This window comes from Edaphobacter aggregans DSM 19364 (genome assembly GCF_000745965.1).
Lineage (GTDB): Bacteria > Acidobacteriota > Terriglobia > Terriglobales > Acidobacteriaceae > Edaphobacter > Edaphobacter aggregans.
In genome coordinates, this window is sequence record NZ_JQKI01000125.1 from 1 (window position 1) to 14,270 (window position 14,270).

The window sequence follows — 14,270 nt, forward strand, 5'->3', positions numbered from 1 at the left end:
AAGCTGGGCGCCCGCGTGCTGGTCTCGGTGCGCCGCATGCTGCTGCATCTGCCCGCATCGTTCCCGTTTCTTCCCGCCTTCCGGCAAGTGGCCCTGGCACTCGGAGCCTCGTCGGGATAGCCCGCCTCGACGAAACAGAAAACCCCCACTTCCACCCTCACGCAACTTGCGGATCAGGAGAACTGCGCACGAAAAACGGCGCCACCCCCAGCAAACGCTTAGGCAAGGCTCCCCCTCACCGCAATCCAACCAACAGCACCCAGCCAAACGAGCCTTCGTCACGAGCTCGCGCTCACAACAACCGCTCGCTCAGCCTTCGTGAATGATGCAGGCTAAGTGCATGAATATAATATGGTTATCTGGATAATCACGATTGTCCGTTGCGACGTGTTCTATAGCAAGCGCCATTTCGAACTTAATTTTTTGAAGACAGGGTAGATTTGCCTCCTTCGCCTGCTCTTTAGAGGTAAATGCAGAGACTTGAGCCTCAGCGACGTAAACAGGCGGAGCCAGTAGATATAGAGCGTCTGCTCAAAGCCCGACACAGCCAACTGCTGATCTGGGGCAAGAGCCTGACGCGTGGTGATGTTAGTAAAACCCAGGATATCGTCCAGGAGCTCTGTCTCTATTTCCTATTGAAGCGACCCGATCTCAGTGACGTTGAGAACGTGGAAGGTTATCTCTACACCTGTCTTCGACACATCTGCCTTTCGAGTCTTGCCCGTGCCTCACGAGAAACAAGTCACTTCGTGAGCGTCGCCGACTTCGACTCCTTTGATTTCGCTATAACTTCCATGCGCTCCGGAGATCCCCTTGAGCGTCAGAACGACCTTCGACGCATATGCAATTTCTCCATCTGGCGAAAAGAGAGATCAAAGAGTGCCAGTTACTTCATTCTTCATTTCTTCCATGGCTACTCCCGACAAGAGACGGCCGAGCTGGCGCGTCTCCCTATCTCAGCCATCTACAACAAACTGAAGAGTGCTCGCCTGGAGATTCGATCCCATCTTGAGGAATCCGGCAAACTCCGGATCGTGAGCCGCGAGACGCCTCCCGCTGCGCCGCGTTCGTGGGCGCTACTCTCCGCGCCAGATCTCTTCAAAGAACTACGCGATGCGATCCTTGGTGCACGCTTGCGAGCATGTCTTCCCGAACAAGAGCTACTTGCTTATTACAACACCCGGCAATCCGACCCCGTGCCGTGTCCTCTTCTATCACACATCGTGAGCTGCGAGCGATGCCTCGATCTCATCGATCACCACTTTCAACGGCCTGGGTTGGCTGACCGCGAGGCGCTGGATAGCACCGGCTTTGGCGGGGATATTCCGTCGGTCTCCGCTCCGACAGGCACACCGGAGATCCATGCCTTCGAATTGCTCAAGAGGCGCTGGAAACAGGTCTATGAGCATCGCCCCAATACGCTCTCGATCGCCCACAACGGAAAGATCATTGCTTCGCACGATGTCGTCTCGTCTCGGAACACCCTTTCGGCACGAATCGTAGATCCGGGGAGAGATCAATTCATCGAGGTCTTCAGCGAGCAGGATGTGCGGCTGGCGCTTGTATCGATAGACGATATGCCACCCGATGGACCAGCGAGGTTAGAGCAACGCATCCCCTTGAGCGATTCCCGCTGGCTCGAACTCCTTGTGACCTTTGACGGCTTAGGACTGCATAGCCAGGTCACCTACTACGACGAAGCCCTCGCCTGGGATAGCGCGTTCGCAACAGACGAAGACGATGTAGAACCTCTCAGTGCTGTTGCGATCCCCGAGGCGGTCGCTGCAGTTCCACCCCGGAAGAGCAGACTCGACGTGTTTGGTCAGATCGGTCGCGTTCTGCAGGCACTCACTCCAACGCCCGTACTTGCCTGGGCGCTCACGCTTCTCCTGTTCTTTGGTGCGGCCAGCTATCTCCTGCTGCATCGCCAGAGTCGTCCGTTGGACGCCACCGCAATTCTGGACCGGTCCATCAAGGTCGAAACGGTAGCCTCTCGCGGAACGACAGAGCACCAACTCCTGCGTGTCGAGGAGATAACTGCCAACGGAGAAAAGAAGCAACGAGGCACAATCGAACTCCGGAAGGATGGCGATGGAAGCCGGTATATCCGTCGTCTTTACGACACGAGACATCACCTCGTCGCCGCCCAATGGCATAACAAGAGCGGTACACATTCTCATGTTGAGGAAAGACAGAATAGATCGAACGATCAAAATGAACTTATGGCATCGGATATTTGGCGACAAGAGCTTTCGGCGGTCGAGTTCCGGAGGTTAGGCGGGGAGGAATCGTTTGTTGCGACAGAGAATGGATATGAGTTGACGACAGTGCTTCCGGCCAAGGAAAGACCTCGCCTCGTGTCGGCAATCCTTGTGCTCGATAAAAACTTTCGGCCTCTCCAGCAGACATTCGAGGTACGCGGCAACAAACGAACACTTCGACTCCGCTTAACCCAGGTCAGTCTTGAACGCACTGCCTCTACATCGGTCCCCGACTCCGAATTCGATCTGACCGATCCCACATCAAGGTCTCAAGCCAGCCTTCTCTCTCCCTCCGGGTCGCAGTTCGCAGCGATGCGCGATCGCTCTGGAGCTAAGGTTGCCGAACTTCATATAGCAGCTCTCTACCAGCTCTATGAGCTCGGGGCAGATGTCGGTCAACCCATCGAACTAACAAGAACCAGCGATGGCCGTCTTCGTGTATCCGGATCGGTCGAAGTCCCTACTCTGAGACAGCAGGTCGTGAGACGTTTGAAGGAGCTTGAGAACTCGGAGCTGCTAGATCTCCAACTAAACGAGTCGGCCAATGCTTCGACCCGTCACCCAAATCAAGCGCAGTCCGGCGACACACTTGTCTACGAGATCGGAGAGACCAAGCCACTCATTGAACCGTTGCTGCGTGCCTATCTTCTCTCCAGGAACACCGCTGAAGAGAAGATGGGTCCCGCGATGGAGCAATACTCCCGCCACGTGCTCTTACTCTCGCAGCACGCACTTCAGGATGCGTATGCTTTGCATCGCCTTGGAGATGTCTTTGCCACTTCGGATATGAGTTCCCTCGATCTCGCGTCGCGGAGACGTTGGACAGAGATGGTGGGTAGACACTCGACGGATCTCAACGGAGAACTTCGCGGTCTCGCTGATCAGCTTGCACTGATTCATCCTGAATTCAACAATTCGCCCTCCTCTCAGGAGTCACCCATCGAAGACGGAGGGCAGTTCCTCCAAGTGGCCGATTCACTCCTTGCCCGGATGCAGGAAGTGAATCGAGTGCTTGGAGGTTTATTCACGTCAAACGCCACAGCGACGAACCCAGCTACACCGCGCTCCCTGCTCGAAGGAGGATTGAAGGCGATGCCCTTGCGGCAAGCAGGCGAGATCGAGCGATTTGCCTCGAAGCTGAGGGCTTCGGAGAAGGTTCAATCGAAGACGTCAACAGAAGAACAAGGTATCGGACAGGCACCCGAGCGACAATGAAGAAGAGAGTCAGAGTTGTCGATTTCGTAGTTAACGGAATAAAGAGTATTCGGTTCTTAGTTCTGTTCCTCACCCTGCGAGTTGTCGCTCAGGTAAGTACAGCGACGGTCGTGGGCACGGTTCAGGATTCAACGACTGCAGCGATCCCTGATGCGCAGATCAAGCTCATTAACGATCAGACAGGCACGGAGAACGATTCAAAGACCGGTGGCGATGGCCGCTTTGTACTGACGGGAATTCTGCCCGGCGTCTACCGCCTCTGGATCCAACGCAACGGATTTGCGACGACACAGCTCAGCGGAATCACGCTGAACATCGGCGATACCCGGAACTTTCTCGTCCGCCTCAAGATTGGCCCGGTAACGGAGTCCGTCACCGTGGATGCAAGTGGCATAACTCCGAACACCAACGACGCCTCTGTTACCACAGTGGTGGATCGCCGCTTCGTCAGCACCATTCCGTTGAATGGGCAGAGTTTCCAGGACCTGATCTCGATGACGCCCGGTATCGTCACACAGAACCCCCAGGCAGCTGGACAGGGCTCGGGAGAGCCGGGAGACTTCAGCGTCAATGGACAGAGCCCCGGCGCAAACTCTTTTTACATTGATGGGGTCTCGGCCAACCTGAGCCTCGGGTCTGGGCAGAAAGGCTCGGCGATCTTCAGCACTGGATCATCTGCGGGTTCTACCGCATTGGGAACAACTCAGAGCCTGGTGTCGGTAGACGCTCTTCAGGAACTCCGTGTGCTGACCGCAAACTACTCCGCCGAGTACGGAAGAACCCCAGGAGGCCAGTTCACTTTCCTAACCCGTTCTGGCACAGAACATTTCCACGGAACCTTTTTCGGGACGTGGAGGGGATATCAAATTGATGCATCGGATCGGTTCAAGGGATATCCCGGCCAATATATCAATCACAACTTTTTCCAGGACGACTTCAGCGGCACCGTGTCGGGGCCAGCCCGTCTCCCCAAAACGTCTTTTGGACTCGACAAGACTTTCTTCTTTCTCTCTTACGAGCAACTCAACCTGTCACAACTGCCGCCGGCGACTCTCTTTTTTGTTCCCTCCTATAGCGTCCGTGCGCAGGCCCCCTCTGCTTCCTATCTTGTTTTTTTTGCGTCGCCGTTCACCACCTCTGAACTCTCTGCCGCAAATGGTCTTCCCAGTGGACTTTCCCCCGCGAGCAGTGAATACGATCCTCTCCCCGCGCATCTCAACGCGTCCAGTCTGCGCATCGACCACATCTTCACCCCGAAGCTATCGACCTTTGCTCGCCTCGGGGATACCCCCAGCAACAGCAACGAATATACCGAAATGCTTGAAAGAATCACCAATCGGATTCGGACACAGACGTTGACGTTTGGATTGAACTATCAGGCATCCTCAAAGATCAATTCCGAGCTTCGCTTTGGGATTGCACGGAACAAAATAAGCACTGAGTCTATTGCACAAAGCTCCAGACAGCGTTTGCTGATCTTCAATCAAACTCTTGGTCTATCGTCAGGGTGCCCCCTCATGACGGGAAGCGTTGACGTCGATGTTGTAGGGGTCGGTGACAGCCGCGTCTCCTCCGATTGCAACAGTAGCTCAATTGAGCAATGGAACACCCGGGATACCCTGAGCATCCAGGCTGGCCAACACCTGCTCAAGTTCGGATTCGATCAGAGGCATCTGGCCTCTCGTTTCACGCCGTCTGCGCTCTCCGTTCGCGCGTACTTATTTGACCGCCAGTCCATGGTCGATGGCCTCGCCTCCGAGGTCGCTATCTCGAGAAATGAACCGGCACATCCTGTCCTGAACCAGTTTTCCTTATTTGTTCAGGACGAGTGGAAGGCGACTCATTCTCTTACCGTATCTCTTGGCCTCCGATCGGAAGCAAACTTCGCACCTCATGGTGCTGACGGCGCTGACGCATACACAGCCTTTGGCGACGTGACGCATCCCGCGACACTATGGGTGGCACCGCGAGGCACGCCGTTGTGGAAGGGATCGTGGTTCAACCTGGCCCCGCGCCTGGGGGTAGCGTGGCTGTTGGATTCGCACCCTGAACGTGAGTTGGTTCTCCGCGTCGGATCTGGAGTGTTCTTTGATACGGGAGTCCAGCCGGCTTTACGAGCCTATACAGAAGCAGGGTTCCATACGACAACAACTCTGCAGAATGCCGCGCTCCCTTTGACGCCAGAACACCTGGCTACTGATACGAGTTTCGAACCGCCGTTTAGGGGATCGACCACCTTCGCATTCCCTCGCCACCTCCAACTGCCATACAGCCTCCAGTGGGATATCGCGCTTGAGAAAGCGCTTGGCAGAAACCAGACGCTGACTCTCTCGTACATCGGGTCTCATGGAGCGCGATTGCTCGAGGAACAACGGAGATATATCACTCCGATCAATCCTCAGTTCGGAAATATCTCATTCTTCCCGAATGGGATCACCTCGAACTATCAATCGCTCCAGACCAAGTTCCAACGCTCGATCGCCCAGGGCGTACAGGCTCTCGTCTCCTATACATGGGCTCATTCACTGGCATATGGATCGACAGATCCAGCATTTAGTCTCGTATACGGAAACTCGGACTACGATGTCCGGCATAATGTCGAAGGTGCAATCTCATGGGATCTTCCTCGGCCGAAACGAGAGATCCCCAGATATGTAATGGGTGGATGGAGCCTCGAAGGGCGGCTCATCGCACGAACAGGTTTTCCTGTCACTCTTCTTGGCAATCGCCTTCTCGATCCCATCACCGGCGAACGGTACTACAGCGGAGTCGACCTGATTCCCCACACGCCGCTTTATATTGACGCCCCACAGTATCCTGGAGGACGGGTCTTCAACGGGGGGCAGAATGCCACAAACCCCGCCTTCGTGCTCCCAGGCGAAAATAGTGCTGGAGATGCGCCGCGAAATATCGTTCGAGGCTTCGACGCTCTTCAGACCAACTTTGGCGTCCGCAAAGAGATTTCAATGAATGAGAAGATAACCTTCCAGCTTAAAGGGGAAGTGTTCAATATTCTGAACCATCCCAACTATGGCTACATTGATCCCACGGTCACCGATCTACTGTTCGGGCAGTCGACACGAATGCTGAACCAGAGCTTTGGCGGAACCGGCGCACTCTATCAACAAGGGGGACCCCGTTCCGTTCAGCTAGGCTTCCGAGCCGTCTTCTAATGGCATAAGCATCCACACCCGCAAAAACCCACATACCTCTCGAAAGTAGCTCGGTTGACGAAATCCCGGGTAGCGCCGTTCTCAGCCTCCCACTTCAAGAGGTGCTAATCCCTCTACTCTCATCCCTGTGCGTGCAGTAGTTCGGTCTTCGGCGCTCCAGCGGCGGCCACTCACATTTGAATCAGTTCTTCCCATTGATATCGCGAAGCGCGATCCCGACCGCACCATCAGCAGTTCGGCCGAAGTAAAAAGAGCGACAAATCACCTGTCCCCACAGTAAGCGATCAATTGTGTACAGATTATCGGCTTTTGGGCCGGGCTGTTCGCTAACTGCACAGTGAGGCTCGCGAACGGACAGTGGCTTCCGTCACACTCGTGCCCGGCGTTGTCTCTCAGACCCGAAATGCCGAGGTCCTCTTTGCGACAGGCGTCAACATCGACGGTTTACGAGTCGCTCTAAATCGTTCCATACGCAATATCACAAACAAACAGAGTGAGAATTGAATGCATTGGGGAATTGAAACTTGGTTTGACTACTTTGTAAGAGTTGCTGGAGGGACGCTGAACCGGCAGTCCCTGAAAGCGAAGACTCCATTCAAGCTGAAGGTAGCGATGCCCGATATCCTCGAGAACGCTGAGGCAACTACGAGACAATCCTCGTTAGTCCGCGGTCGGCGTTTCTCGCCTCGATTAGTGATAAATCGCCGATGCCCTCATCGCCTTCAGCTTAGGACGTCAAAGACGACGGTTTATGGAACGTTTTTGAACCGGCTTTTGACGCGAGTTGTAAATCCTCTAAATCGGACCATAACTCACGTCAAAAACAACTAGATTATGACATGATTTGTGATATCTTTTTGGCATGGTCATTGGATATGCTCGCGTTTCGACGGACGACCAGACGAACGCGGCCCAGCTCGCGGAGCTGAAGAAAGCCGGTTGTAAAAGGATCTACGAGGAGAAGCTGAGTGGCCGGAACGTGGACCGGCCCGAGCTGACTCGATGCCTTGACCGTCTCGATGAGGGCGACACCCTCATAGTGTGGCGTCTCGATCGCCTCGGAAGATCGTTAACCGATCTGTTGGAGATTGTGAATACTCTCCAGCGGCGCAAGGTCGCTTTCGTCTCGCTGAAGGAGAAGTTCGATACGAGTCATGCCGCAGGCCGCTTGATCTTTCACGTCTTCGCGTCGCTGGCCGAGTTTGAGAGGGAACTGATCCGGGAGCGAACCATGGCCGGGTTAGCGGCTGCTAAAGCTCGCGGGCGGCTGGGTGGGCGCAATCCAAAGCTTGCAAAGGACCAGATGAATAAGATTCGCTCACTGTGGGATGGCAATCAGTATTCGAAGCAGGAACTTGGAACAATGTTTAGTGTGTCGAAGTCCACCATTGACCGGATCGTAAGGCCGGGACCGGTAAAGCTGAGGGTTGAAGCAAAGGCGCGGAAGCCGAAAAGAACCACGATCAGGCCCAGGGGAGGGAAGTGATGCGAGTAATTTGCACTGGCCGCGGGTTCGATGTTGAGGGAGAAGTGATCGGCGGTGAGGACTTCGATCCGATCAGTGGTAGATGCGATCTTGATTCTACTTTCACCGTCCGGTGTGATGATGGAGCGTTATTCCAGGTACACGGCTGGATGGTTGAGGTTGCGGCAGTCGAAACGCGGCGCGTTATGGTCATGTGAGCGATGAAGAAAAAGCCTATTCAACGTGCGATTTGCTGTCCCTGTGGGTGCGAGAAGATCCTTGCATTGGGACTTTGCGCCCATCGCTAGCTATGCTTCGAACGGCGGCGCGATGTTAGTGCCTCAGGCAACCAAGGGCGATGACTCCGTGACCTGGATTGGCCAGAGATCGTGTCGACTCTTCTCGTCCACCTTGCGCCGCCAGCGGAATATGGGTGAACTCGATCGAAGGTCCGGAATTGGCTTTGTGCGACTGGCAACCGTTCAGCGCAATGCAGAGAACCAGCAGCAGCGACTGCTGCAAGAAAGCTGGGACCAACAGTCGTAGTTGCATGTGTGACCCTATAAAAGACTGCCAGATGCGCGAGGTGAGAGGCACCCTCCAGGGTGCTTGGACCGAAATCTTACCGCACTGAGCCCCGGTATGCACCTTCAACGAGGTCCGACCACTGGCTTTTCGAAGTGACCTAATTAGTCCTGGTCCACAGCGACACTGGAGACCGAATCTTCGATGGCTCTGCCCACTGATTGCGGGCGAGCCACAGGCAAACCGGACTGTATGGTCCGCCGCCTTGTCGCAAGCGAAAAGTGAGAGTGACAGGTTGGTCTGCGCAAATGTATGCGGCCTTCGTTGGAGCAGTAGCTCCTGGCCAGGATGGAATGCGCCGCGCTCTTTCCCCATTAGTAATGCAGTCTCCGCTCGCGGCCGAGGCGCTGCTGGAGCGGCACGGGGTTGAGATCTCGCGTGAGACGCTGCATAAGTGGATGGTCGGTGACGGCTTGTGGCTATCGCGCAAGCAGCGCAGAAGCTTCCGCTACGACGCGAGTCGTACGGCGAGCTAGTGCAGATCGACGGTAGGTTGTGCGTTGCGATCGACTCCGGCCCACTCTTCCAGCTCTGCTCCTATTCCAACAGAAATTTCTTGCGACGCCTTGCTTCGCAACCACTGACGAACCTTTCCGTGCAATGCTGCGAAGGCGGACCGCGTGTTCCATAAAAATGTAATAGTCCTGCAACCGGTAAAACTCATCACATAATGGAGTGAACGCTCACTCCATTTACTATTGAGATTGCGCGAGACGGAGAAAAGATGCGACAAATTAGAACTGCGTTTGGATTTCAGTCCACAGCCGAGGATGTGGTAAAAGGCATAGACCTCTGTGGCAAGCGTGCTATCGTGACCGGCGCTTCGTCTGGTATTGGTGTAGAAACCGCTAGAGCTCTAGCCATTGCGGGGGCCGAGGTCACGCTTGCTGTCCGAAACACGGAGACAGGCAGTGCAATTGCGACACAGATAGCCCATGCAGTAGGTAACTCAAAGATAGTGGTTAAACAACTTGACCTCTCCAACCCGGCCTCTGTCAAAGCTTTCGTTGCCGACTGGAGCGGTGCCGTTCATATTTTGATCAACAATGCCGGAATTATGGCCACTCCGCAGTTGGAGCGAACCGCAGAAGGATACGAACTTCAGTTCGTCACTAACTTTCTTGGACATTTCGCGTTATCCGTGGGCCTCCACAATGCACTTGCGTCGGCCAATGGTGCCCGAATCGTCTCATTGAGTTCCAGCGCAAACCTGATCTCGCCCGTTCTTTTCGACGACTTGCATTTTCGGTTTCTCCCATACGATCCATTCATCTCTTACGGTCAATCGAAGACGGCAAACGTCCTGTTTGCGGTCGAGGCGACGAAGCGTTGGATGGATGATGGTATTTTCACGAACGCGCTCAATCCCGGAGCAATCCCAACGAATCTTCAGAAGCACACCGGAGGACTCAAGACGCCTCCAGAACGCCGGAAGACGGCCCAGCAAGGAGCCGCCACCTCTGTGTTATTAGCTGTGTCGCCGCTTCTGGATGGCATTGGCGGGCGCTATTTTGAGGATTGCAACGAAGCCGCCATCGTCTCCGAAAAGCCAAAAGATTTCGGTGGAGGGGTAGCTCCTTATGCTCTCGATCCTGACAATGCAGCGCGGCTCTGGAGAATCGCTCAGACCCTTGTCTCTTAGCTTATCTTCACTGGATCCGATCCCACTAGAATGAGAATGGAGATTTGCTTTTCCTGAGGAGTGAAATGGCATCGAGGAAGGAAACAGATACAAAAGACCGGATTTTGGAGGTGGTGCTCGACCTGATTGCAGAGCGGGGGTTCCATGACGCACCGATCTCTGAGATTGCGAAGCGTGCTGGAACAGGACCGGGGCTGATATACCACTATTTCCCGAGCAAAGAGTACCTCATCCATCAGGTCTATCTTCGTGTCAGAACGATCAAGCGACAGGCTCTTACTGAAGGCTATTCAACCGAATTGTCAACCGAAGAAGCCTACACTCAGCAGTGGATCCAGGCCTATCACTTCTATAAGAAGCACACGCGAGAGGCCAGATTCCTGGAACAGTATGAGAATTCTCCGTACTGCGTTGCGGTTCCCGATCTGAAGTCCGCGGATTACGATGACAATCTGCTTTATTTTATGTCTTCATTTAGACCGAAAAAGGCAGGCGGGGTTTTGGCTGATTTACCTCCTGAAGCTCTTCATGCGATGTCCTTTGGTTTGGCACTCAAGCTTGCGAAGAGCAAAGACTTTCATAAGCCCGCAATGCTGAAACGAATTGCCGCGGCATCATGGCGCGCACTCACAACCGAATAGGCTAGATCGCTTTTTGTGAAGAGGATTTATTCAAGCTCGGCTCAGATATGGAGTGAGCGCTCAGTCCATTCTCCAAAACCTACAGGATTACGACGATGAATGAGTTCGAATTCAAATCCGATGCAGCGCCGACTCATTGCAGCCAAACTGGGAGCGAACGACGAACAGACTATGGGCGGATTGTAGACGGCGTTCCGGGTTGCATTTTGGTGGCCGATGCCGAAGGACAAATTGTGTACGCGAACAGGGTCGCCGTGGCTACCTTGGGCCGTCCGTTGCCTCGTGACACATCGTCACCACGTCACTCTCCACGATTCTCCTCGGCATCTTGCTATATCCATTGCTTATTCTTACGCTGCGTGAGCGGGCAGACATTACACTCCCACCTCCTGCCAAAATAGGCGCAGTCTGGTGTGAATCTGGCGGACACGAAGTAGCGAAACGCACTCACGCAAAGCTGCGACTTTGCCTCAATACAACGTCATGCTATCGAGCTACAAGCCGCCTGACAATTACATGTTTTTATTACGAAACCACTGGTTTCGTTCTTAACTATGTTTAATCAGATGCTTGTCAGAACTCTGAAGAGCCCGATATTTATGTTTGCGGTCCACCGAAGATGATTGAAGCGGTGGAGGCAGTGGCGCAGCAGCATGGGCTAGCGGATCGGGTGATCTCAGAGCGTTTGTAGCTCTGGCTCTGAGAACCCTGTTCAATGCCCTCCGACTGCAGGCTCATTGCGCTTTCTGGGGCAGCACAATGGACGTGTTGCCTTATTTGGGGCAACTGAGAAACTCGGCGGAACTTGCAGCGCGCACTTCTTCTCTAGGGCTATTCGCGATTTAGTAAGCGGCGAGCCTGTTGTGGCGGCATTTTGCCGTCTGCCCAGACGGATAGCCTCACTCGCATCGACTGAACGCCACGGGCCGCCAGGCAGACAGCCGTCGCCAGGAACCCGTGAGACGATGGCAGAGCGCAGCGGGCATCAACCCTTTTTGAATCATGACCTCGGTCGCCTTGATGACGGCCTTCACCGAGTCGCCCTTTTTGAGGTCCGTCGCTTCGGCAATCTTCTTGAATAGATCTGTTACTTCGGGGATCGGAACGCCTAACCCTTTACTTGATCAACCAGATGAATTCCCTGCGATCGGTAAGCCCGAATTGGCTGTGAACGTGCTCTTATGAGCGGCAGGAGCCAGACCGACTCGGAGCCGTATGTCTGAGGAGGATAGATCGATGGCTACAGTCATTGAGTTTTACAACCCGAAGCGATTCCCGGAACCGTTGACGCGAACTTCTGTTGAATACCGCGCGAAAGTAATCGAGTTTTCAACACAAACCCACCACGATTGCTGTGGACGCAGAGCTGACAGAACCCGTGAGGGAAACGGAACCTGTCTCCATTGAAAACCGACCCGCCGAGGAAGTAGAGAAATCGAGGTAGAGAATCATGCCAGAAAGTCTGACCCAATCCGTACCACCGACGCAGATCGCGAATAACATCGGGATCGCAACCATCAGCAATCCGCCAGTGAATTCACTCAGCAGCGGCGTTTGCGAGAAGCTGCTCGCGTCCTTCGACGAGTTTGAGAAAGCCCGTGTCCGCGTCATCATCATTGGTGCGGATCCAAACACGAAGATCTGGTCTGCCGGTCACGACATCCGCGAGATACCGCTCGACGGGCACGACGCCGTGACCTGGACGACAGGATTTGAACAAGTCCTTCATCGCATCCGGAACTGTAAGGTGCCGGTGATCGCCATGCTTCACAGCAGCGTCTGGGGCGCGGCCTGTGACCTGGCCGTGACTTGCGATCTCGCCATCGGAACACCCAAAACAACTTTCGCCATTACTCCTGTCAAGTTGGGGATCTCCTATAACACGGCCGGGATGTCGCATTTCCTGGGAGCGTTGCCCCTGCACATCATTAAAGAAATGGTCTTCACGGGCAATCCCCTCTCGGCCGAAGACGCCTATCGCTTCGGCCTGCTCAATCGCCTCGTGAGCCCCGAAAAGCTGGAGTCGACGACGATGGAAATTGCGCAGACAATCGCCAGCCGCGCGCCTCTGGCGGTTGCGGTCGTCAAGGCAGAGCTGAGCAGCCTGAGCAGGGGCGCCTCCATGAGCGCCGACGAGTACGAGTTTATTCAAGGAGAACGGCGAGCCGCATTCTTCAGCGACGACCTAAAAGAGGGCGTCAAGTCGTTTTTTGAGAAGCGAGCGCCTGTTTTCCAGGGCAAGTGATCGCGGGAAGAAACGAGGAAACCATGAGTAGCTACGGACGATATCCCATCCGATCTGCCGAGGAAGCAGCCGAGCTGATTCCCCACGGCGCGTCCCTGGGCATTGGTGGATTCACTGATCCCGGCTGTCCGCATGCCGTGCCGCGAGCGCTCGCAAAGCGCGCTTGCGGATTTCACGCGCGCGGCGAGCCGTTTCAGGTCCGGCTCCACACTGGCGCCGAGGCCGGGCCCGACGTTGACGTGGAACTTGTGCAAGCAGATGCGGTGAGCTTTCGTATGCCTTTCCAGGGTGAGAAACCCTGCCGGGATGCGATCAACCAGGGAAAAATCGATTTCACGGACGTTCATCTCTCTCACTGCTCGCAACAGCTCTTCGAGGGATTCTTCGGCAAGATCGATTTTGCCGTGATCGAAGCCAGTGACATCTCGGACGACGGACGCGTCTACTTCACGACCGCCATCGGCAATGGTCCTACCTACCTACAATTGGCCGAGAAGGTCGTAATTGAGATAAACCGGCATCACTCGCCGCGCGTCCGCGAATTCAGCGACATCGTCACTCTTCCCCTGCCGCCTCATCGCGAGCCCATCCCCATCCGACACCCCCTTGACCGGATCGGTGCTAACTTCGCCCTGGTTGATCCCGCCAAAGTTGTCGCCATCGTCGAAACGGATGAACCGAGCACGCGTTTGCCGCCACGCCCGCCCGACGCGGTGAGCAAGCAGATCGCCGAACACCTCGTTCAATTCTTTCTGGAGGAACTGGCTGCGGGCCGTCTGCCGCGCGAGTTCCTACCGCTGCAGAGCGGAGTGGGAAACGTCGGAAACGCCCTCATCACAGGTCTTGGCGAGAATCCTGAGCTGCCTGCGTTTACTGTATACACCGAGGTTTTCCAGGACTCGTGTGTCGAGCTCATGCGCTCCGGGCGGCTGACCGGCGCCAGTTCGACCGCCCTCACCGTGTCCGAAGCCAAGCTCAAGGAAATCTATGACGACTTCGATTACTTTGCCTCGCGGATCGTGCTGCGCCCTCAGGAAATCTCC

7 protein-coding genes and 1 pseudogene are annotated in these 14,270 nt (G+C 55.0%); all 8 read left to right on the plus strand.

Translation table 11 applies throughout. The features are described from left to right. Positions 1-749: 749 nt before the first annotated feature. Complete coding sequence (locus tag Q363_RS25600; RefSeq protein ID WP_157467548.1) at positions 750-3,476, plus strand: RNA polymerase sigma factor; 2,727 nt, start codon at positions 750-752, stop codon at positions 3,474-3,476. Then, complete coding sequence (locus Q363_RS25605; protein ID WP_051979316.1) at positions 3,473-6,649, plus strand: TonB-dependent receptor; 3,177 nt, start codon at positions 3,473-3,475, stop codon at positions 6,647-6,649. The genes Q363_RS25600 and Q363_RS25605 overlap by 4 nt, the downstream gene beginning before the upstream one ends. A gap of 862 nt (positions 6,650-7,511) precedes the next feature. Further along, positions 7,512-8,135 (plus strand): recombinase family protein, encoded by a 624-nt coding sequence (locus Q363_RS25610; RefSeq protein ID WP_051979317.1) that lies wholly within the window; start codon positions 7,512-7,514, stop codon positions 8,133-8,135. An 896-nt stretch (positions 8,136-9,031) separates the two neighbouring features. Then, positions 9,032-9,189: pseudogene (locus Q363_RS41210) on the plus strand (ISNCY family transposase); the annotation flags it as partial. 234 nt (positions 9,190-9,423) lie between these two features. Beyond that, positions 9,424-10,341: an SDR family NAD(P)-dependent oxidoreductase gene (locus tag Q363_RS25625; RefSeq protein WP_035356503.1), complete on the plus strand. Its 918-nt coding sequence runs from the start codon at positions 9,424-9,426 to the stop codon at positions 10,339-10,341. 65 nt (positions 10,342-10,406) lie between these two features. Further along, positions 10,407-10,982, plus strand: coding sequence for a TetR/AcrR family transcriptional regulator (locus tag Q363_RS25630; RefSeq protein WP_035356505.1), 576 nt, complete (start codon positions 10,407-10,409; stop codon positions 10,980-10,982). A gap of 1,450 nt (positions 10,983-12,432) precedes the next feature. Next, positions 12,433-13,227, plus strand: a complete 795-nt coding sequence (gene scpB / locus Q363_RS25635; protein ID WP_035356507.1) for a methylmalonyl-CoA decarboxylase — start codon at positions 12,433-12,435, stop codon at positions 13,225-13,227. Positions 13,228-13,250: 23 nt separating this feature from the next. Continuing rightward, the coding region (locus Q363_RS25640) for an acetyl-CoA hydrolase (protein WP_035356510.1) at positions 13,251-14,270 on the plus strand (1,020 nt) is incomplete at its 3' end.

Excerpts from the sequence above, each read along its gene's own strand:
- Q363_RS25605 (WP_051979316.1), top strand. The coding sequence starts at position 3,473 with ATGAAGAAGAGAGTCAGAGTTGTCGATTTCGTAGTTAACGGAATAAAG.
- Q363_RS25610 (WP_051979317.1), top strand. The coding sequence starts at position 7,512 with ATGGTCATTGGATATGCTCGCGTTTCGACGGACGACCAGACGAACGCG.
- Q363_RS25625 (WP_035356503.1), top strand. The coding sequence starts at position 9,424 with ATGCGACAAATTAGAACTGCGTTTGGATTTCAGTCCACAGCCGAGGAT.
- Q363_RS25630 (WP_035356505.1), top strand. The coding sequence starts at position 10,407 with ATGGCATCGAGGAAGGAAACAGATACAAAAGACCGGATTTTGGAGGTG.
- scpB (WP_035356507.1), top strand. The coding sequence starts at position 12,433 with ATGCCAGAAAGTCTGACCCAATCCGTACCACCGACGCAGATCGCGAAT.